General features: G+C 32.0%; 22 protein-coding genes and 1 pseudogene. 8 read left to right on the forward strand and 15 right to left on the reverse strand.

Translation table 11 applies throughout. The features are described 5' to 3' along the window. The 3 genes from purC to purE are packed head-to-tail and all read right to left on the reverse strand — an operon-like array spanning position 1 to position 2,300. Entirely contained in the window at positions 1 to 702 is a 702-nt protein-coding gene (gene purC / locus ACJTHF_RS00595; RefSeq protein ID WP_058591012.1) for a phosphoribosylaminoimidazolesuccinocarboxamide synthase, read from the reverse strand. A gap of 1 nt (position 703) precedes the next feature. After that, positions 704 to 1,831 (reverse strand): 5-(carboxyamino)imidazole ribonucleotide synthase, encoded by a 1,128-nt coding sequence (gene purK / locus ACJTHF_RS00600; protein WP_058591013.1) that lies wholly within the window; start codon positions 1,829 to 1,831, stop codon positions 704 to 706. Beyond that, positions 1,818 to 2,300, reverse strand: coding sequence for a 5-(carboxyamino)imidazole ribonucleotide mutase (gene purE / locus ACJTHF_RS00605; protein WP_025905207.1), 483 nt, complete (start codon positions 2,298 to 2,300; stop codon positions 1,818 to 1,820). The genes purK and purE overlap by 14 nt, the downstream gene beginning before the upstream one ends. A 207-nt stretch (positions 2,301 to 2,507) precedes the next feature. On the opposite strand from purE, the gene folD reads away from it, so the two are divergent. Continuing rightward, on the forward strand, positions 2,508 to 3,365 hold the full coding sequence (gene folD / locus ACJTHF_RS00610) for a bifunctional methylenetetrahydrofolate dehydrogenase/methenyltetrahydrofolate cyclohydrolase FolD (RefSeq protein WP_048542174.1): 858 nt from the start codon (positions 2,508 to 2,510) through the stop codon (positions 3,363 to 3,365). Positions 3,366 to 3,549: 184 nt separating this feature from the next. On the opposite strand, the gene ACJTHF_RS00615 is transcribed toward folD, so the two are convergent. The 7 genes from ACJTHF_RS00615 to ACJTHF_RS00645 all read right to left on the reverse strand — a co-directional run bounded on the left by ACJTHF_RS00615 (position 3,550) and on the right by ACJTHF_RS00645 (position 10,907). Beyond that, complete coding sequence (locus ACJTHF_RS00615; RefSeq protein ID WP_058591014.1) at positions 3,550 to 4,884, reverse strand: gluconate:H+ symporter; 1,335 nt, start codon at positions 4,882 to 4,884, stop codon at positions 3,550 to 3,552. Between the two features lie 52 nt (positions 4,885 to 4,936). Then, positions 4,937 to 5,662, reverse strand: coding sequence for a GntR family transcriptional regulator (locus ACJTHF_RS00620; protein ID WP_058591015.1), 726 nt, complete (start codon positions 5,660 to 5,662; stop codon positions 4,937 to 4,939). Positions 5,663 to 5,668: 6 nt separating this feature from the next. After that, positions 5,669 to 6,685 carry a sugar kinase gene (locus ACJTHF_RS00625; protein WP_058591016.1) on the reverse strand — a complete coding sequence of 339 codons (1,017 nt, stop codon included), beginning with the start codon at positions 6,683 to 6,685 and terminating at the stop codon, positions 5,669 to 5,671. After that, a complete protein-coding gene (dagF, locus tag ACJTHF_RS00630; protein ID WP_373421242.1) occupies positions 6,678 to 7,430 on the reverse strand; it encodes a 2-dehydro-3-deoxy-phosphogluconate aldolase in 753 nt (250 codons plus the stop codon). The genes ACJTHF_RS00625 and dagF overlap by 8 nt, the downstream gene beginning before the upstream one ends. Beyond that, entirely contained in the window at positions 7,427 to 8,533 is a 1,107-nt protein-coding gene (locus ACJTHF_RS00635) for a DgaE family pyridoxal phosphate-dependent ammonia lyase (protein WP_232156509.1), read from the reverse strand. Before ACJTHF_RS00635 ends, dagF begins: the two co-directional genes overlap by 4 nt. Next, on the reverse strand, positions 8,511 to 9,578 hold the full coding sequence (locus tag ACJTHF_RS00640) for an amidohydrolase/deacetylase family metallohydrolase (protein ID WP_232156795.1): 1,068 nt from the start codon (positions 9,576 to 9,578) through the stop codon (positions 8,511 to 8,513). The genes ACJTHF_RS00635 and ACJTHF_RS00640 overlap by 23 nt, the downstream gene beginning before the upstream one ends. 171 nt (positions 9,579 to 9,749) lie before the next feature. Further along, positions 9,750 to 10,907 carry a globin domain-containing protein gene (locus ACJTHF_RS00645; protein ID WP_058591020.1) on the reverse strand — a complete coding sequence of 386 codons (1,158 nt, stop codon included), beginning with the start codon at positions 10,905 to 10,907 and terminating at the stop codon, positions 9,750 to 9,752. 187 nt (positions 10,908 to 11,094) lie between these two features. On the opposite strand from ACJTHF_RS00645, the gene ACJTHF_RS00650 reads away from it, so the two are divergent. The 7 genes and pseudogenes from ACJTHF_RS00650 to qoxD all read left to right on the forward strand — a co-directional run bounded on the left by ACJTHF_RS00650 (position 11,095) and on the right by qoxD (position 16,914). Continuing rightward, a complete protein-coding gene (locus ACJTHF_RS00650; RefSeq protein WP_058591021.1) occupies positions 11,095 to 11,523 on the forward strand; it encodes an RrF2 family transcriptional regulator in 429 nt (142 codons plus the stop codon). Between the two features lie 131 nt (positions 11,524 to 11,654). Beyond that, a pseudogene (locus tag ACJTHF_RS00655) lies at positions 11,655 to 11,966 on the forward strand (immunoglobulin-like domain-containing protein); the annotation flags it as partial. After that, a complete protein-coding gene (locus tag ACJTHF_RS00660) occupies positions 11,958 to 12,551 on the forward strand; it encodes an immunoglobulin-like domain-containing protein (protein ID WP_241893168.1) in 594 nt (197 codons plus the stop codon). The pseudogene ACJTHF_RS00655 and the gene ACJTHF_RS00660, both read left to right, overlap by 9 nt. Positions 12,552 to 12,925: 374 nt before the next feature. Further along, a complete protein-coding gene (gene qoxA / locus ACJTHF_RS00665; protein ID WP_058591022.1) occupies positions 12,926 to 14,029 on the forward strand; it encodes a cytochrome aa3 quinol oxidase subunit II in 1,104 nt (367 codons plus the stop codon). Further along, positions 14,029 to 16,023: a cytochrome aa3 quinol oxidase subunit I gene (gene qoxB / locus ACJTHF_RS00670; RefSeq protein WP_058591023.1), complete on the forward strand. Its 1,995-nt coding sequence runs from the start codon at positions 14,029 to 14,031 to the stop codon at positions 16,021 to 16,023. Before qoxA ends, qoxB begins: the two co-directional genes overlap by 1 nt. After that, a complete protein-coding gene (gene qoxC, locus ACJTHF_RS00675; protein WP_048542156.1) occupies positions 16,016 to 16,624 on the forward strand; it encodes a cytochrome aa3 quinol oxidase subunit III in 609 nt (202 codons plus the stop codon). Before qoxB ends, qoxC begins: the two co-directional genes overlap by 8 nt. Then, positions 16,621 to 16,914, forward strand: coding sequence for a cytochrome aa3 quinol oxidase subunit IV (gene qoxD, locus ACJTHF_RS00680; RefSeq protein ID WP_025905215.1), 294 nt, complete (start codon positions 16,621 to 16,623; stop codon positions 16,912 to 16,914). Before qoxC ends, qoxD begins: the two co-directional genes overlap by 4 nt. A 535-nt stretch (positions 16,915 to 17,449) precedes the next feature. Here the strand turns inward: qoxD and ACJTHF_RS00685 are convergent. From ACJTHF_RS00685 to ACJTHF_RS00705, 5 genes are all read right to left on the reverse strand, one after another. Next, entirely contained in the window at positions 17,450 to 18,205 is a 756-nt protein-coding gene (locus ACJTHF_RS00685) for a nucleoside phosphorylase (RefSeq protein WP_107609229.1), read from the reverse strand. A gap of 13 nt (positions 18,206 to 18,218) precedes the next feature. After that, complete coding sequence (locus ACJTHF_RS00690) at positions 18,219 to 18,899, reverse strand: alpha/beta fold hydrolase (protein ID WP_107609230.1); 681 nt, start codon at positions 18,897 to 18,899, stop codon at positions 18,219 to 18,221. A gap of 136 nt (positions 18,900 to 19,035) precedes the next feature. After that, on the reverse strand, positions 19,036 to 19,317 hold the full coding sequence (locus ACJTHF_RS00695) for a hypothetical protein (protein WP_048542148.1): 282 nt from the start codon (positions 19,315 to 19,317) through the stop codon (positions 19,036 to 19,038). A 144-nt stretch (positions 19,318 to 19,461) separates the two neighbouring features. Further along, positions 19,462 to 20,787, reverse strand: a complete 1,326-nt coding sequence (locus ACJTHF_RS00700; protein WP_107609231.1) for a glycosyltransferase — start codon at positions 20,785 to 20,787, stop codon at positions 19,462 to 19,464. 23 nt (positions 20,788 to 20,810) lie between these two features. Further along, on the reverse strand, positions 20,811 to 21,653 hold the full coding sequence (locus tag ACJTHF_RS00705; RefSeq protein ID WP_370622759.1) for an ABC transporter ATP-binding protein: 843 nt from the start codon (positions 21,651 to 21,653) through the stop codon (positions 20,811 to 20,813). Between the last annotated feature and the right edge of the window lie 25 nt (positions 21,654 to 21,678).

Raw genomic sequence — 21,678 nt, forward strand, 5'->3', positions numbered from 1 at the left:
TTATAGTTCCTCCAATTTTTTGTAGAAAGTTTCATAAGTATCGATTAATGAGCCTGTATCTTCTCTATATACATCTTTATCAAAGTTTTCATTTGTTTCTTTGTCCCAAATTCTGCATGTATCTGGAGAAATTTCATCTGCTAATAAAATTTCACCATCTGATGTTATGCCAAATTCGATTTTGTAATCTACTAGTATTAAATTCATGTCATCCATAATTTCACTTAATATTTTATTTACTTTTAATGCTTCTTTTTTAATGGTTGCTAATTCTTCTGATGAGGCAATATTCAATAATGACACGTGATTATCAGTGATAAGTGGATCATTTAACTCATCTTTCTTATAGAATAGTTCTAATAAAGGTTCTTTAAATTCATGTCCTTTTTCAAAACCTAATCGTTTACAAATTGAGCCTGCTGCAACATTTCTTACGACAACTTCTAATGGGAAAATTTCTACAGCTTTAACAAGTTGTTCTGTTTCAGAAATTTGTTCTACAAAGTGGCTTTCAACGCCTTTTTGTCGCAATATTCCAAATATTTTCGATGTGATTAAATTGTTTAAACGACCTTTTCCAAGCATTTTATCTTTTTTAGCACCATTTCCAGCCGTCACTTCATCTTTATATTCGATTCTCAAAATACCTTCTTGTTCCGTATTGAATACTCTTTTAGCTTTGCCTTCATAAAGTAATGACATATTAATCGTTCCGCCCTTCAAATAATTGATTAAATTTGTTTTCATCTTTATTTAAATCTGTTGATAATTTTGTAATATGTCCCATTTTACGATTTACTTTATTGACCTTTTTACCGTAAATATGAACGTGCCATTCAGGATGCTCACTAAATAATTCTTGTAAATTCAACACATCTTGTCCTAGCAAATTCATCATGATTGCTGGTTGTAATAAAGTAATCTTTTTCGGTAAATGCCATCCTGCAACTGCAAGTATATGTGTATCAAATTGCGAGTAATCACATGCTTCGATAGAGTAATGTCCTGAATTATGTGGTCTTGGCGCAATTTCATTCACATATAGTTTATGTTCTTCCGTTACAAAAAATTCAACTGTAAACGTTCCTACAAAGTGTAACTTCGTCATAATTTTTTGGACTTCTTGAATAGCTTGTACTTCTAAATCTACTCTAGCTGGAACAACTGTCTTATATAAAATTTGGTTTCTATGTTCATTTTCTTGTAATGGAAAATAAACTGTATGATCATATAGATCACGTGTAGCTGTTATGGATACTTCTTTAAATAGAGGGAGATATTTTTCAACTACGCATGGTGTATCAGTAATTAATTTTTTAGCTTCATCTAAATCTTCTTTAGATTGAATGACAAGCTGACCTTTACCGTCATAACCACCAAAGCGTGTCTTTATAATAAATGGATAGCCAATTGTTTCAATAGCTTCATTCAAGTCTTCTGTTGACTTAACTTCCATAAACGGTACAATTTGAACATTTGCACTTTCTAATGTTTGTTTTTCAGTTAAGCGATCTTGTAACAAAGCAACTGTTTGGCTCCCTTGAGGAATATTAAATTGGTTGGAAAGTTTTTCTAACTGCTCTGCATCTATATTTTCAAATTCATAAGTTACAACTTTAGAGATGTCACCAAGTTGATTGAGTGCATCTATATCCGAAAATTGAGCGTTTATAAATTGGTGTGCTACAAATCTTGCAGGGCAATCTTCGTCAGGGTCTAAAATGGCAACTTGAAATCCCATTCTTTGAGCAGATTGAGCCATCATTTTACCTAATTGACCTCCACCGACAATACCTATCATGTCACCTGATTCTAGGTTATAATAAGTCATTTTGCATTTCCTCCACTTTATCGACTAAACTTTTTTCATAATTAACGAGTTGTTTTCTTACATTTTCATCTGTCATACCAATCATTCTTGCGGCTAAAATACCAGCATTTTTAGATCCGGCTTTTCCTATTGCAGTTGTCGCAACTGGTATCCCACCAGGCATTTGTACTATCGACAACAATGAATCCATACCTTTTAAGCTTTTTGATTCAATAGGTACACCAATCACTGGAACTGTTGTTAATGAAGCTACCATTCCTGGCAAATGTGCTGCCCCACCTGCTCCAGCAATAATAATATCTATATTATGATCAGTAGCATTTTTAGCAAAGTCAACCATTTCTAATGGTGTTCGATGTGCAGAAACGACCTTTTTCTCATATTGGATATTAAAATATTCAAGCATATCACATGCTTCTTTCATGATTGGCCAATCTGAAGAACTACCCATTATAACTGCCACTTTCATGTAGGTCACCCTTTCAAATAGTTGAAATATTTAATCTTTTCTGTGTATATTACAGATATAGCATAACAATTGATCATGCTATTTTCAATGAAAAAAACGAACATTTTATATATTTTTTACAAAAAAGTTTGATTTATGTTCGTATTAAGGGCATAATTTTCATTGTATCAATCAATATAGTTCGATTATTAATAGGAGGCAATTTTCATGGTAGCTAAGATATTAGACGGTAGAGAAATAGCGAAGACATATAGAGCGGGTCTTCAGGCAGAAGTAGAAAAGTTAAAAGAACATAACATCATACCTAAATTAACCGTTATACTCGTTGGTAATGATGGCGCAAGTCAGAGTTATGTTAATTCTAAGAAAAAGGCAGCTGAAAAGATTGGTATGATTTCTGAAATTGTACATATGGATGAATCATCTACTGAAGAAGAAGTATTATCTGAACTCGATAGATTAAATAATGACGATTCAGTAAGTGGTATATTAGTCCAAGTTCCACTTCCAAAACAAGTTTCTGAAGCAAAAGTATTAGAAGCAATCAATCCTGACAAAGATGTAGATGGATTTAATCCTATAAATATTGGTAGATTATATACTGGAGAAAGAACATTTATCCCATGTACCCCACTAGGTATTATGGAAATTCTCAAACATGCAGATATTGACTTAAAAGGAAAAAACGTAGCTGTAATCGGTAGAAGCCATATTGTTGGTCAACCAGTCAGTAAATTATTAACTGATCAAGATGCAACAGTTACTTTATTACATTCAAAATCAACAAATACAGAAGAAGTTTTAAAACAATCAGATGTAATCGTAAGTGCAGTCGGACGCGTACACCTCGTTACAAAAGACTTAGTAAAACCAGGAGCAGTCATTATAGATGTAGGTAACACACCAGATGAGAATGGTAAATTAAAAGGTGATGTCGATTTCGAAGCCGTTAAAGAAGTAGCTAGTGCAATCACGCCAGTACCAGGCGGCGTCGGTCCATTAACAATCACTATGGTATTGAATAATACATTATTAGCTGAAAAATGGAAAAACGGACTTGAATAAAATGATAATATAGAAAAAAGCGGAACCCGATGACGGTTCCGCTTTTGTTTTATGTGGAAGATGGAATGTGCTAACTTCCATTATTCTGACTTGTGGTAATTAGAGGGTACTCATTAAGGGACATTTCTCAGAATTTTATCCCTAACAACACAATCTTAGCATCTACTTTTTCCGATTAAAATACTCATATGATACTATTTAGTGCGAAAGCTATTAAGAAGGCAACTACGGATAACATCGTTTCCATTACGGTCCATGTCTTGAAAGTTTCTTTCACATTAAGTCCTAAATATTCTTTTACCATCCAAAAGCCTGCATCGTTAACATGCGACAACATTAATGATCCTGCACCTGTTGCAATTACTAACAGCTCTAAATTTACTCCTGATAAATTTTGAATAATTGGCGAAACTATGCCAGCTGCTGTCGTTAATGCAACGGTTGCTGAACCTGTTGCAACTCTAATTAAACCTGCAACTAAAAATGCTAATAGTAATGGAGAAAGTGATAGATTTTCTGTCATTTGAGCAATCGTTTCTCCTACACCAGTTTCAATAAGAATTTCTTTAAATCCTCCGCCTGCTCCTATTATTAGAATGATTGAACCTATTGGTAAAATACAGTCTTCTACTAATCTTTTGATTGTATTTCTATTCATACCTTGCTTAAATCCTAATAAATAGAAAGCTACAAAGCATGAAATTAACAATGCAATGACAGGGCTACCAACAAATAATAAGGTGTTTCTTAATAAGCTTGGTAAACTACCTAAATATGGTGTGATGATTGATAATAGCATTAGTAATACTGGTAGTACGATGATAAAGAATGATACAGGTACACTTGGTAAACTCGTCGTTTCATTATTGACTTTTAAAATGTTTGGTGAATTTTCAGGAGTTAATCTCTTGCTTATAAATTTACCAAATATTGGTCCAGCTATAATTGCAGTTGGTAAAGCAATAATGAGTGCATACAATAATACTTTCCCTAAATCTGCATCATAAATTCCAATAGCTGTCATGGCACCTGGATGTGGTGGTACAATACCATGAACGATTGATAATCCGGCTAATAAAGGAATAGCAATCAATAATATATTTGTTTTTGTCGTCTTGTGAATAGATATGACTAACGGTAATAAAATAACAATTCCAACTTCAAAAAATACGGGTATCCCAATAATAAAACCAGACAACATCATCGCCCATGGTAATTTCTTAGGTCCCAATACTTTTATAAGATAATCTGAAATTTGCATCCCTGCACCTGAATCTGACATTAATTTACCTAAAATTGTCCCTAATGCTAGAATACCAACTAAATGACCAAGGACATCACCCACTCCTGATTCATAAGCAGTAACAATTTTTTCTGGGGACAAGCCTGCCATTATTGCTAAGAATAATCCAGCAACAGTTAAGCTAATAAAAGCATGCCATTTCCATAAAGCAACTCCTAAAATAACAATTATAATTGACAGTAGCGTAATGATTAATAAATATATATTTGAATCCATTATTTTCCCCCTATAATGTTAGCGCTACCATTAAATCACAAAAGTTAAAGCATCAATTGTTTAAGCTGATGCTATACTTTTTCAAATCACTATTATAGTAACCAATACTATATTCAACTGTTTCACTGTTTTTATTAAAAGATTGACGTTCTCTAACAAGTAGTGATACAGATGGATCAAGTTTTAAATATTCCGAAGCCGTAATATCTTTTTTCACTGAAAATGAATCTTCAGTATTGATAATTTCTATATTCGCTTCTTCTATTATTTTATATATAGACAAATCATTATTTTGTTTTTGCTTTTCATATTCATTCAAACTATGAAGTGGATATGGTAAATAATGATTGAATAATATATATGGTCTATTATTTAATAAGTAAACTCTTGTAATTTTGTAGGCATTTTCGCCAAACATGTTATATAATTCACTATTTTTTAAATTTGATACGACAGCGATATCTTTAATAACTTTTTTAATTTCGTTACCTTCTTCAACCAATTTTTCTGTAAAGTTTTTATTTTTTGTAACTTTATTAAATGGTTTATGACTAATAACGCGCGTACCTTTACCGCTTTTCTTTTCTAAATAACCTAATGCAACTAATTCTTTGATTGCTGCCCTTACCGTAACTTTGCTCACATTAAATTCTTTTTCAAAATCTGTTTCAGTAGGGATATTATTTCCAACAGTATAAATACCATGAATAATTCTATCTTCAATTATTTGCTTAATTTGTAAATATAATGGTCCTTTTTCTGATGATAGTACCGTCATAAATGATTACCTCTCAATATCGTTAATTTCGTTTTTCATGACTTTTATTATATCATCTACATTATATAAAGGGGTATCCCCTGATATTGTATGTGCTAGAGCACAAGAAGCTGCTGAAAAATCTACTACATCCTGTGGGCTCATGTTAGTTAATTCGGCATGAATAAGCCCACTTGTATATGCATCACCAGTTCCAATTCTATCTAATATTGTGACTTCATAATTTTTTGAATAAAACATTTGATTATTTTTAAATAAATATCCCTTGATGGTATTATGATTGCTACTATTAACGATTCTGTTTGTACCTGCAATAATAGGTATATGATATTTCTCTGATACTTTAGGTAATATATCCTCTAGTTGTTCTGCTTTTATTTCTTTATCTGTCGTCATACCTAATGTATTAATTGCATCTTTTTCATTCATGAGAACGATATCCGCTTCATGTAAAATCGACTCATAATATGGTTTAGCTTTTTCATTTCCACCTTCACCCCAAAGAGATGGTCTAAAATTACAATCAAAAACGATTTGTATCTTGTGTTCTCGAGCAGCTTTTACGATCTCAAGAATGTTCTGTCGCATCATTTCGTTCATTGCTAATGAGATGCCACAAATATGAAGAACATCTATATTTTTAAAAATATCTTCTAATGGATAGTCTGAAATATTTACTGTATTGAAACTACTTTTAGTTCTATTTGTATATGTCACACTACTTGAACGATTACCGAATCCTTCTTCTAAAAAGTACATTCCAAGATTTTGATTTCTTTTTAATATGAAATGACTATCTATTCCAAGTCTTCTAATCGCACTAATCGCAGCTGTCCCAACTGAATTATCGGGAACAGCACTTATTAAGTTCGTTTCATATCCAAATTGCGCCATTAAACCAGTAACATTTACACCTGTTCCAGTAAAACTGTAATTTAATCTATCAGCTTGTCTTAATAGAAGATGGTCCGGGACTGTTAACCGCATCATGATTTCACCATACGCAGCAATTTTTTTATTCATAAGAATCAACTTTTTCTTTAATTTTATGATTTAACCATTCAACATCTTCTATTTTTGTCATACCTGTTTCTTTATCAATAATTGATGAATAAACATGTGGGATGATTTTAGGTACATTATTTTTTAAAGCGATATCTAAAATTTCTTCAAAGTTTTCTAATGTGATGCCACCAGTTGGCTCGAGTCCAAATTGTTCTTCACCACACGCTTTTGCAACAGCTTTATACTCTTCAATTGTTTGCAATCCATTCATAGGGAAAAATTTAATAGATGATCCTCCCATATCTTTTATTAAATTAATTGCTGCTTTAATTGAAATGACAGCTTGTTCTTTACCTGCACCACTAATTGGACCAGTAGATATATTTACATATCCAGGTTTGCCAGAAGGAGATACTAATGAATTCACCCATGTTGTATTACCAGAATTAGCAAATGTTTGGCCAACACTTGTGAATACTTGATTGATATGTGATCCTTGGTAATGTTTCGCAATTTCAGAAACGACTTTTGCTTGTTTGTTATCGCCTGCGCCCAATCCAATAGAAATAGCATCTTCTACATTGCTTCCAAAGTCTTTCATTACATTAACAGCATCATTTACATTATCAAAGTCTTTTGATAATACACCGATTACAACATTTCCTTCTGCCGTTTTATATATTTCTTCTATATTCTCTTTTCCTTTAGCCAAGACGTTTAAAGAAACGCGATTTTTATAAAATCTATCTAGTATTTTCATTATATTTCCCCTTCCAAAATTTGTACCATTGTATTGTAAATCGTATCTATTTCATTTTCTTTTAATGGTCTTGGATCTATATCAAAATGACCTTGTTTTACACCATAATCTCTTGTATAAATTGCAGTTTCAGCATTTTTTAATTTATTCACAACTTCTTCAGCAGTTAAATTAATCATTGAATCATCTACTTTTATGCGACTTCTATAAATTTCTCTACCCGCTTCATCTTGTACAAAACTGACGTTAATACCATCATATTGATTTAAAGCATCTAATTTTGTTAACGTTTCTTTCTCTACTTTTGAATGATCAACTTTTTCATAGTATTCATCTATCGCTTGTAACAAGCCAAATACAGATTCTTTACCTACTTTCATACTTCTGCCAATAAAATGTAACTGTACTTTTACAAAATTAATCCATTCTTTTTTACCTGCAACGATTCCCGTTGTTGGTCCTTGTATCGCCTTTGACCCACTGTAAATTGCTAAATCAGAATGCTGAATGTATTTTTCCAAATCTTCTTCTGCAGCTGCATCGACAATTAATGGAATATTATTTTTTTGTGCAACTTCATATATTTCTTCAACTGATGCCATATTTTTTTGTACTGCATGATGAGATTTAACAAATAATATCGCTGCAGTATTTTGATTAATAGCTGACTCTATATGCTCTTCTTTTCCTTCGTTTGCATAACCAACCTCTACTAAAGCTCCACCTCCTAAATAAACCATCGTTTCTATTGGTGCTCCGTATTGAACATTATGTCCTTTAAATAAGATGATTTCATTTTGCTCAATACTTTGATTATGCAGGCGTTGACTTTTTCTTTTGTCTCCTTTTGTTACAACAGAAGCAACAGATAACGCTATTCCACTGGAGGCTGAATTTACGACAACAGCATCTTCTGCCTTTATTTTTTGTGCAATGTACTGTCCAGATTTGTCTACTAGATCAGCTATTTCAACATAATTCTGTCCACCAAATTTCATAGCATCCATGACCGTATCTGTTGGTGATGAAACACCTAATATGCTCATTCTTCCACTAGCATTAATGACTTGTTTTAATCCGTATTTATAATTTAATGAACGCTCCATTTGCTAATACGCCTCTTTCTTTAATGAGTTTTGTACCTTTTAATATTTTTCTATCTGAATCGATTAAATCTACTTTTTTATCCATCACATCAAATATTGTCAAATTAGCAACTTGACCCTCAGTGAAGTCTGATAAATATGGTTTATTTATGATATGTGCTGGATTAATAGTTACTGCATTTATAACTTCTTCTAATGAATAACCTAAATTAATAAACTTTGATAAAACATTAGATAAGCTAAATACAGGTCCTTCTAGTCTGTTCTTCTTATAAATATCAGAACTTATCGTATTAAAATGAATGTCTTGCTTTTGAGCTAATTTTGCAACTTCAAATGAGAAACTTGCATTACCGTGACCGACATCTAAATTCACACCTCTAGAAATTGCATCTTTTAAAACATTTAAAGGATTGCCATTATTGTCAAAAAGATTATTTTCTTTACCATTCAAAAAGTGTGTAATAATATCTCCTTTCCTAAGTAAAGGTATAACATCTTCAATTTTAGGAGGTGCAGATCCTATATGCGTCATAATCGGCAATTTCAAATCATTACCAATTTCAACTGCTTTCTGTAATGGTGTAATGCCATTACCTTTTACAACACTACTGCTAATTCTAGCTTTCAATCCAATAATCATGTCTTTGTATTTATGAACTGCATCATGACATGCTTCAACATTAATCCAATCTAAATTAGATAACTCATCTATTCTTTCCAAACCAATTCTTGAAATATTTAAAAATGAAAATACATTCGTCTTACTCGATTGAGCTCTGTAATATAGTTCATCTATTCTATTTGCACCACAGCTTCCCGCATCAACAATTGTCGTCACACCTTGTTTAATACCGATGTCGTCGATGTTGTCACCATAAGGAGAAAAATCCGAAAAACCATGTACATGCAAATCAATCCATCCTGAAGAAATAAATGAATGCTCACCATTAAACAACAATTCGCCATCAATTGAATTTGGTGTAGCAATTTTCTTTATAATCCCTTGTTCAATTAAAATATCTACTTTCTTACCATCAACCATTTCGATATTTTGTATAACACCTGTACTTTTCAAAATGATCACCTCTTCGAAAAACATTATAACATTACAATGTTTTATGACGCAAACATTATAATGTTATAATTTTTTATACATAAAAAAACACCATTCCATTATGCTGATCATAACGGAATAGTGTTTTAAATACTTAAATTATACGTTTGTAATACTCATTTTTGGACCAAATGGTTCGAAGTGAACATCTGCTTGGCCAATATTTAATTTTTCTAGCTCATCAAATATTGTATCCATAAATGTGATACCACCACATAAATAGATGTCGACGTCTTCATTAATCCAATTGCTTAATTCATTACTTGTTAAATATCCATCTTTTTCTTTTAAATGATAAGTAACTTCTACATTTTCATTCATTGCGTTTAATGCATCTACTTCTTCTTTAAATGGTACGTCTTTTTCTGCTTCATTTACATGTATGAAATGAACATTTCTACCTTTATATGCTTCATCTTCTAACATAGCAAACATTGGTGTAACACCTGCTCCGGAAGATAATAGTAATAATTTTTTATCTTTATCTGATTCTACTTTGAAATCACCTGCTGGAGCTGAAAGTTCAATAGTATCTCCAATTGAATATTTATCATGTAAATCATGAGAGACTAGACCTTTTTTCTCGCCTTCTCCTTCACGTTTAACAGCAAATCTTATTTTACCGTCATTTTTTACAGAGTAAATTGAGTAATGTCTTAATGCTAAATTATCATCGTTAGTTGGTTTAATACGTACAGTGATATATTGACCTGCAACAAGTTCAGGAACTTTAATGTTATCTACTGGTTCAACTTCGAATGATTTCATTGAAGTACCTTGGTCTTCAATATTTGTAATTTTAAATGATTTAAAGTCATCCCAAGCTGCTGCTTCGTACATTGCTTTTTCCATTTGAATAAATACGCCTGCGATTTCACCATATGCTTCTTCCCAAGCATTCATAATATCATCTGTAGCTGCATCGCCTAGAACTTCTTTAATTGCTTTTAATAGGAATTCACCAACAATTGGATAATGTTCTTCTTTAACTTGTAATGCACGGTGCTTATGTGCAATTTGATTTACGTTAGGAACGATTGCTTCTAAATGATCGATATGTTTAGCTGCTGCTAAAACTGTTTGTGCTAAAGCTGTTTGTTGTTTACCTTGTTTTTGGTTAGATTTATTAAATATGTTCAATAATTCTGGATGTGCTTCAAACATTCTTTGATAAAAGACTTTTGTAATTTCATTTCCGTATTGTTCTAATACTGGTACTGTTTGTTTTACGATTTCTTTAGTTTGTTCTGATAACATCAGAAGTCCCCCTCTAAAAGATATATTTTAAATACATGTTTAATTGTAAAAAAATTCACAATGTTTTTCAATACAGTTCCCAAAAAGTTTACAAAGTTGTCACTCTTTCAAAAATACATATATTGATTGATTGTTTTTTAACCCTCATATTAAGTATAATTAATATATTATAAGGAGGTTGAACTTTATGAAGCTCACCCAATACACGGATTATTCCTTACGTGTCCTCATGTATTTAGCCCAACAAAATAAACAATCTCAAATAGAAGAGATTTCAAACTTTTATGGCATATCAAAAAATCATTTAACGAAAGTCGTACATCAACTTGTTAAGTTAGGATATTTAAAATCTATAAGAGGAAGAAATGGTGGCATAATCCTCAATCAGTCCCCTAACGACATTAATATCGGTAAACTTGTTAGACAAACTGAAGATCATTTTGAATTAGTAGAATGCTTTAATATGGAAACAAACACGTGCCCAATAGCATTAAATTGTGGACTAAAAAGTGTACTCAATCATGCTTTAACTGAATACTTACGTACCCTTGATCAATATTATTTAAGTGATATCATCCCTAAAAACACCCTAAAAGACACTCTTTACACACTTTAAGTCAGGAAATCGGTCTAAAGGTCGATGTAAATGTGAAAATATTACGATAATATATCATTTAGTAAGGAAATGAAAAACGAGACATGTTATTCTTTCCTTATAGCTTACAACAAAGGAGTACATAAAAAATGATGAATAAAATATTACAATCTCTTACAGTACTTGGTGTTTCTGCTTCACTTGTGACACCTTCATTAACTGCGAGTGCTACAGGAAACAGCCTACCACAAATTAAAGGTGTCGAAGGTGACGTTGTAGAAAAAGGTGCTGACTACGATTCATTAAAAGGTATAAAAGCATATGATAAAGAAGATGGAGATTTAACAGATAAGATTAAAGTAACTGGTGACGTTGATACTTCTAAATTAGGGAAATACAAAGTACAATATAAAGTTACAGATTCTGATGGCGCGTATAGAACGAAATGGCATTACGTGTATGTTGTCAAAGAAGGTTCATTAAATGGTTCTAAAGACAACGATACGAAAGATAAAGATGAATCTAAAGCTGAAGTAGCATCTAACAAAAAGACATCTACTAAAGATTTAGATGAAAATATGCCAATTATTACAGTGCCAACTAAAGATTTAGTTTATCAAGGTGACCACTTCGATCCGATGAAAGGTGTTAAAGCATCTGACAAAAAAGACGGAGACATCACTGATAAAGTAACTGTTAAAGGTGATATTGATACTTCTAAAACTGGTTTACAATATATCACTTATCACGTTAAAGATTCTGATGGCTACTACTACACATACAAAAGAGGCGTTTACGTAAATGATGCTGATTTAGCACCTAATCCTGAATTATCAGGTATTAAAGACATTACAATTAAAAAAGGTCAAGAATTTGACTTATTAAAAGATGTAAAAGCTAAAGACAAATCAGGTAAAGATTTAACTTCTGATATTGTTACAAGTGGTGAAGTAGATACAAATAAACCTGGTAAATATAAAGTTGGCTATGCCGTATCAGATACTGACGGTCATATCTCAGCTGAAGGAAGAACAATTACAGTAAAATAATCATAATTTAGCAAACCAAATGACATCATTCATTTGGTTTGTTTTTTATATTTATCAAAAGTGTAATTTTTAAATTTTCATTTCATTTAAGCACTCATTAAAGAACATTAAAAATATTTTAAACTATTCTTAATAACCTGAAAACTCAATGTTTTTATCAATTTAAAGATGTTTTTTCGTTTTTTTAAATATTTTTAAAATGTACACAAAAATTTAACAATTAGGAAAAAACCCGTCATATCAAAGTTAATTAAATACATTTTTATATTATAACGCTTACACCCTATTTTATAGCCTTGTAAATATGTTTAAATCCTTTAAAATTAAGGTCTAGCCATATATATAGGTATATAGAAAATTGGGAGGTAAAAAACGTGGCAAAGTTAAAGTCAATACTTCTCATGTCAACATTAGGTATGTTACTTAGTGGTTGTTCAAATTTAGAAGTATTAAACCCCAAAGGCCCTATGGCAGAAGATCAACATTTCTTAATTATCTTTTCAATTATTATGATGGTCTTAATAGTTGTAGTGGTCTCCGTTTTGTTTTTAATATTTATTATTAAATATAGAAAAACAAAAAATGAAACATCAGGTACGATGCATCACAACTTCGTCTTAGAAGCTGTATGGTTTATTATTCCAGTAATCATACTTGTGATTCTAGCTATACCAACAATTAAATCTCTTTATTCTTATGAAGAAGCACCTAAGTCAGAAGAAGATCCAGTTGTTATTTATGCAACAAGTGCAGGCTTTAAGTGGTTCTTTAGTTATCCAGATGAGAAAGTCGAAACTGTCAATCATGTAACGATTCCAGAAGGTCGACCAGTTCTGTTTAAATTACAATCTATGGATACAATGACAAGTTTCTGGGTACCTCAATTAGGTGGACAGAAGTACGCTATGACAAGCATGACAATGGACTGGACATTGCAAGCTAATGAAACAGGTACATTTAAAGGTAGAAACTCTAACTTTAATGGTGAAGGTTTCTCTAGACAAACATTTAATGTTAACGCTGTAAGCAATAAAGATTATGATAAATGGGTCTCTAAATCTCAAAAACGTAAAACTATTGATCAAGACACATTCGATCATCAAATTTTACCTACAACTAAGAATGAGGAACTTACTTTTAGTGGAACACATCTAGCATACGTAGATCCTGCTGCGGATCCTGAATATATTTTCCATGCTTATAAACGTTTCCGCTATGAACCAAAAGATCCAAACTTCTATGATGAAAGTGAAGGTGTAACAGAAAAACCAGTATTACCTGCACGCAAAGTGACTGTTACAAACCCTAACTATGACCGTCATGGAATGAAACCTATGATTCTTAAAAATAACGAAAAATATGACAGTGACTTCAAAAAAGAAGAGAAACATCATATGGATGAAATGGAAAAAATGCAAGAAGATGCAAAAACTGATGATGAAAAATCTTCAGATAAAAACCATGGAGGTGACAAGTAATGAATTTTCCATGGAATGAATTTATCGTTCAAAGTGACTGGATGATAACAATGGCGCAAGTAATGCTTGTATTAACAGGTATATGCGTTGTTGGTGGTCTAACATATTATAAAAAATGGAAATGGCTTTATACAGAGTGGTTAACTTCAGTTGACCATAAAAAAATCGGTGTAATGTATATTATATCTGCAATCATTATGTTCTTCCGTGGCGGTGTAGATGCACTTCTTATCCGTTTACAATTAATGACACCTGATAATACATTACTTAAATCTCAGCACTATAATGAAATCTTTACAACACATGGTGTAATCATGATTATATTCATGGCAATGCCGTTCTTAATCGGTTTAATGAACGTTGTTGTACCATTACAATTAGGTGCTCGAGATGTTGCATTCCCTATGTTAAATAACTTAAGTTTCTGGTTATTTGCTGCAGGAATGGGATTATTTAATATTTCATTCGTACTTGGTGGTGCGCCAGCTGCTGGTTGGACAAACTATGCGCCACTTGCAACTGACTTCAGTCCAGGTACAGGAATTAATTATTACTTAATTGCAATTCAAATCGCTGGTATTGGTACGTTAATGACAGGTATTAACTTCTTTGTTACGATCTTAAAATTACGTACTAAATCAATGAAATTTATGCAAATCCCAATGTTCTCAATGACAACATTAATTACATCATTATTAATCATCTTAGCCTTCCCTATTTTAACTGTCGCACTTGCTTTAATGACGTTTGATCGTTTAATGGGAACAAGCTTCTTTGAAGTTGCTAATGGTGGTATGCCAATGTTATGGGCTAACTTCTTCTGGGTATGGGGTCACCCTGAAGTTTATATTCTAGTATTACCGGCTTTCGGTATTTACTCAGAAATTATCCCTACTTTTGCTAGAAAAAGATTATTTGGACATCAAAGTATGGTCTGGGCGATCTGTGGTATTGCATTCTTAAGTTTTATCGTATGGGTTCACCATTTCTTCACTATGGGTAGTGGTGCATTAGTTAACTCATTCTTCTCAATATCTACAATGTTAATCGCCGTACCAACAGGTGTTAAAATATTCAACTGGCTATTAACTTTATATAAAGGTAGAATTTCATTTGAATCACCAATGTTATTCTCATTAGCCTTTATTCCAAACTTCACATTAGGTGGGGTTACAGGTGTTATGCTTGCTATGGCAGCAGCGGACTATCAATATCACAATACTTATTTCTTAGTGGCACACTTCCACTACGTTATCATCGCTGGTGTTGTATTCGCATGTTTCGCAGGTTTAATATTCTGGTATCCAAAAATGTTTGGTCACAAATTAAATGAAAAAATTAATCAATGGTTATTCTGGACATTTACTTTAGGATTCAACTTATGTTTCTTACCACAATTCCTATTAGGTTTAGATGGAATGCCACGTCGTTTATATAAATACACTCAAGCAGATGGATGGTTCTCATTAAACTTCATCTCTACAATCGGTGCATTCTTGATGGGTATTGGTTTCTTAGCTCTAGTATGGAACGTTGTATACAGCTTTGGTAAAGCGAAACGTGAAGCAAACGGTGACAACTGGAATGGCTTAGGTAGAACATTAGAATGGGCTACTGCTTCAGCTATGCCACCACACTATAACTTCGCTATTACACCAAAATGGTATGATACTGAAACATTTGTAGAAATGAAACAAAATGGTAAACACTATTTAGATGATAGAGATTATAAAGATATTCATATGCCTAACAATACACATATCGGATTCTGGATGGCAGTATGTTTCTTATTCGGTGGATTCTTCCTAGTATTCGAAACATATATACCAGCAATTATCTTTGGTGTTGGTGTATTAGCATGTATGGTTTGGAGAAGTTTCGAAAAAGACTACGGCTACCATATTCATGCTGAAGAATTAGAAGAAAATGAAGCAAAATTACGCGAATTACGTGAACAAGAATTACAGGAAAAGGAGGACAATAAAGATGAGTAATGAACACCACAATACAATTGATACTGTTAATGAAACAGGCCAATTAAATAAACTCGGATTTTGGGTCTTTCTTACTGCTGAGGTTGCGTTATTCGGTACATTATTTGCAACATTCTTAGTATTACAGAAAAGTGGTTCATACGGTGGTTTCACTACACCAGAATTATTTGAATTACCGTTAGTTATGATTATGACATTCCTATTACTTGTAAGTAGTTACACTTGTGGTATCGGTGTTTACTACATGCGTAAAGAAAATGTCAAAATGATGATGGTATGGATGATTATCACACTTATCTTAGGTGCAGGATTCGTAGGATTTGAAGTTTACGAATTTACTCACTATGTACATGAAGGTGTTACACCTCAATTAGGATCATTCTGGTCTTCATTCTTTATACTATTAGGTACGCATGGTCTCCATGTTACTGTAGGTATATTCTGGATTTCAGGTGTATTAATCCAAATTCTTACACGTGGATTAAATGAACACAATGCACCTAAAGTATTTATCGGAAGTTTATACTGGCATTTCCTTGATGTTGTATGGATCTTTATCTTTACATTAGTTTATCTTGTAGGGATGGTGAGTGGATCATGAATAAAACAGTCGTTACACATACAGTCGGTTTAATATTCTCAATTGTACTAACATTAGTAGCTGTTTATGTCATGTTATACACTGGCATGTCACTGCAAGTAAGAACATCAATCATTATTGGATTTGCTTTCTTACAAGCATTAGTTCAATTACTAATGTTCATGCATTTAACAGAAGGACCAGATGGACGCGCAACTGCATTCAAAGTACTTTTCGCAGTAATTATTACTTTATTAGTAATAATCGGTACTTATTGGGTTATGGTTGGCGGACACAGCGCCCATATGTAAAACCTATATATATTTAAAGCTGTTAATAAAGTCAGAGACTTTATTAACAGCTTTTTTATTTTGGATAGATTGAATTAATGGTATGGAGTGTGAATTAGTTGAGAGTTGGTTGGCTGGTTCGTTGGTTAGGGATTTTATTGAGGGGCTATGTTGCTTGTTTGGGTCGTCTTGCAATATTCGGGGCTTCAACATTGCTAGTCATGGCTGTCTTGCAATATTCAACGCTCCAATATTGCTAGTCATGTTCCACTTGCAATGTTCAACACTCCAATATTGCTAGTCACGCTCCACTTGCAATGTTCGATCTTCCTATTTATCTTGTTTTGCCAGTCTTGATAAATACAACGCTTCTATTTATCTTGTTTCACCTGTCTTGATAAATACAAACCCCCTATTTATCTTGTTTCACCTGTCTTGATAAATACAGACCTTCTATTTATCTTGTTTCACCTATCTTGCTAAATAAAATCCCCCCTTACTTAAAAATTTAAGTAAGGGGGGATTTAACCTAATTGCGCTAGTAATATTCCATATATTATAAGTTAAGTTCTTCTATAATATTCAAAGCAATATTAAATTTATCTATATTATGATTTGCTTCTTTTAACCCATCAACATTATATGTACCTTCAGAGAGTACATCACCAGTTACTATAAAACTAAATAGTTCAAATCCATGAAAGTCACAAACTGCTTGTACTCCAGCAAGCTCCATATCTACTGCAATACATCCTTCTTTTTTCCTTTTATTATACTGTATGTTTGTTTCTCTAAGTACAGCATCAGTTGTCCAAACTTTACCTTCAATAAATGGTAATGCTAATTTATTAAATACTTCAGTTACTTTATTAGCATTCTTCACTTTAATATAGTCTGACGGAGGGGCGTAATGATATGACATTCCTTCATCTCTATAGCTATGTGTAGGTATGATAAATTTATTAAAAGTTCTTTCGTTATCAAGACTACCTGCTGATCCAAACATTACAAATTTTGTAGCACCAGTTACCCAATTACATATCATGCAATATTGAGAAGCAAGCGTTGAACCAATTGCAGATAGATAAAATGCTACTGCTTTACCTTTATAAATGAACTGATATATAGGAAATGCTCCATTAGAGGCATTGATTTCACCTATTTTTTCACATTTATTTTCTCTTAAAATAGCATCGTATATTTCTTTAGAATATGTAATTAAGCATACTTCAACTTTGAATTGTTGTTCACCATAGAAGTCACTCAAATGTACAATTGGTTTCCCTTGTATATCAAATGAATCGGTTATCATTTAATTACCTCCCTCATACATTTATAGTACTTAGCCAACTTTTTATTTCTTTTCCTACTTTTACAGGGTTATCTATATAAATATCGTGGCCACTGTCAGAGATTGTTTTACAGTGTATATGTGAAGGTATATTCTTAATTTTCATGTCTAATATGAATTGTTCCTGTTCTTGTGGTAATAAAACCAATATATTTCTGTCTAGTAATTGATTGAAGGTCGGTAAGTTGATTTGTCTTCTTATTTTCAATAATTTTAGGATTGAATGTTCATTAATATTAAGTTCATAAACTTGTTTATTTAAATTGAAAGTCATCTTTGTAGTTGATGCTTCTAATAAATATTGATTCCATGTTTTATATGCATCTTTTTCTGATTCTATAAAGTCGTCCAAGTTCTTGAATTGAAAGTTTTCTAAATGATTTTTAGTATCTTTAATTTCAATCTCACTACTGTATTCTAGGTCTTCAAGATTAAATAATCCACCGTCTAATAATATAAGATTTTTAATTTGTGGAACCTTGATACTTATATATGATAATAAATCCGCCCCTAATGAATGCCCAACTATTGTCAGTTCTTCATTATCATAAATTTTTATCTCTGTTTTAAACCACTCTACTAATTCATTTAAATCATTAACGATAACATCTAGATTCAAACCATGACCCGGCAGATCAATTTGAACTAAATTCATATTATCAATTGGTTATTTAAATCTTTCAAAAATAATCTATGACTGCCTAAACCAGAAAGAAATAATATTTGCTTTTCCATATAAGCTCCTTCATTAAAGATATATGTAGTTTTTTCCTTACTTACCTCAACCAACACTACAAGATCAGGTTTTCAAAGTTACGACTGACTTGGGATACTTTTTCTTGGTTTCCGACTTCTCTATAATATAGGATTGCTTTTTGGTACATTTCGATTGCTTTTTTCCTATTTTTTTGTGATACGTATAATTCAGCAAATTTGTTGAATCCGTCTCCCATAATTTCAAAATCATATCTCACGACATTTGCTTCTAAATCTCTTAGTAACATCATTGCTTCTCGTTCATTACCTACTTCAATAAAATTGCTTACCCGCTCTATACTCTTTTTAATGTACATCTTAGAATTACTCCTTTTACCGTTACTATCTTAATTATATTATTGTAATCCCAATATTTACAAAAAACAAGTTACTAAATATAAATGGTAACTACTTCAAACAACGAAAAAGGTCTACGATGCCGTGGCATGGTAGACCATTCTTTATTTTGTATGAACTTGAGTTATTGGATGCTCTATTGGAACAAATTGATTATAAACTTCGAGTAATTTTGATTTTTCATTATTCCAATTATAGATTTCTTTTGCTTGTTTAGTGTTTTCACTTAATTGATTTCTTAAGCTTGTATCTTTTACAAGTTGATTCACAGCATTAGCTATTTCTGAAGCTTTATGTGAATCCACAACTAAACCGGTATTGGTTTCTTCTACTACTTTCTTAATTTCTGGAAAGTCACAACTAATAACAGGTACGTGAGCCATCATATATTCAAACAATTTATTTGAACTGGCTGAATAGTGGTTGAAGCAAATATTCTGCAACACTTGGAATCCAAGGTATGCTTCACGAGTATATGATGGTAATTCTTGAAATGGTACTTTATCTAAGAAATGAATTCTATCAGCTTGTTTGGAAGCTTCGGCTTGTTCTTTTAAAGTCTGTGTTAACTTCCCTCCACCGATAAATAGTAAATGTCCTTTTTCAATTTCATCCATTGCTTCAATAAGTAATTCAAGACCTCTTCCTTGTTGGAGTCCGCCTTGATAAAGTAAAATTTTCTCATCTTCATTGATGCTTATTTTCTTATGTAAATTGATTTGTGGCTTTTCTTCAATATTGTATTTCTCTGAGTAGTTATACAATGTTTTTGGATAGAATCCATATATATCTTCATTGTATTTTGCTCTTGTATGATTTTCTACAATCATTTGATCTACAAATTTTAACATGAACGACTCAATACGCTTAATTGTCTTTGGATTGTAACCCGTTCTGTCTGATTGAACTTCATGGCTATCATAAATTATAGGTTTTGGTTTTAAGCGTAATTTAGAACATACGATAGCTTGAGGTAATGTGTTTAAATCATTTGCATGATATATATCAGCATTTTGTATATAACCTTTTACAATCATTCTCGTAATAATTGCACCATTTATAAACCATTTTCTTATTTTTTTAAACTTTATCATACCTGCAGCAACCACGAGTGATAACAGATAAGCTGCCATTAATGTGAAACTTATATAGAAAAGACTTGGTATAATAACAATTTGGACACCAGCTACTACTAATAAGAATTTCTTGCCATGATCTTGATAAGCTTGCAATAACCATGGATATCTCTTCACTCTATGAACTTTAAATGTATTAGATATTTCTTCATAAGCTGAAATAGCAGTATTTTTTGGGTCATTTATCGCAATTAAATTTACGTCATAACCATTATCCGCTAAAGTTGTACACTCTCTATTGACTCTTGCATCATTCGTAAAATGATTCCATACAAACATTGTGACCTTTTTCATCTGATAACCTCATTCCATGCAATTTATAGTATCCCTACTTGGAATAGCAGTATATATATCCAAGCCACACTCATTATCCCAATCATCGCTAATAAACTTGTTGGTCTTTTTTCTTTTTTTATGACTGAATCATCAACTTCTTTATTACGTTGTTGTTGGATTTTAATACGTTTATATTCTAATTGTTCTTTTTTCGATTTCTTTTTTACTTTCTGAATGAGATTAACATACCTAGCCACGATATCATTGACTTCACCATACGCTACCATCTCACCGTAATGTATCCAAATCGCTTTTTTACACATTTTTTTAATTTGTCCTGCTGAATGGGATACAAAAAATATTGTTTTACCTTGTTCTTGTAAATCGTGCATTTTATCTATACATTTATTAGAAAAAGTTTCATCACCTACTGACAATGCTTCATCGACAATAAGAATATCTGGATCTGTATGAATTGCAATTGCAAAGCCTAATCTTGATTTCATACCACTAGAATACGATTTTAAAGGTTGATAAATAAATTCATCAAGTTCACTAAACTGAACAATATCATCAAATTTTTCATTTATTTCTCGTTGTGTCATACCGTGCATTAAACATTTATAATGAATATTTTCTTCACCTGTAAATTCAGGATTTAACCCTGCGCCAATAGCAATCAGCGACGGCTTACCATTTGTATAAACTGTTCCGGAAGAAGGTTCAACGACTCCACCTAGAATATTAGATAAAGTTGATTTACCTGACCCATTCAATCCGATTATGCCAACAGATGTCCCTTCTTCTACTTCAAATGATATGTCATGTAATGCATAGTAAGGTTTAGATTTATAACTTAATCCAAAAGTAAATAAAGATAGCAGCTTATCTTTTCTGTTTACATTTAAG

It is taken from the genome of Mammaliicoccus sp. RAM2, from assembly GCF_045897195.1.
Classification (GTDB): domain Bacteria; phylum Bacillota; class Bacilli; order Staphylococcales; family Staphylococcaceae; genus Mammaliicoccus; species Mammaliicoccus sciuri.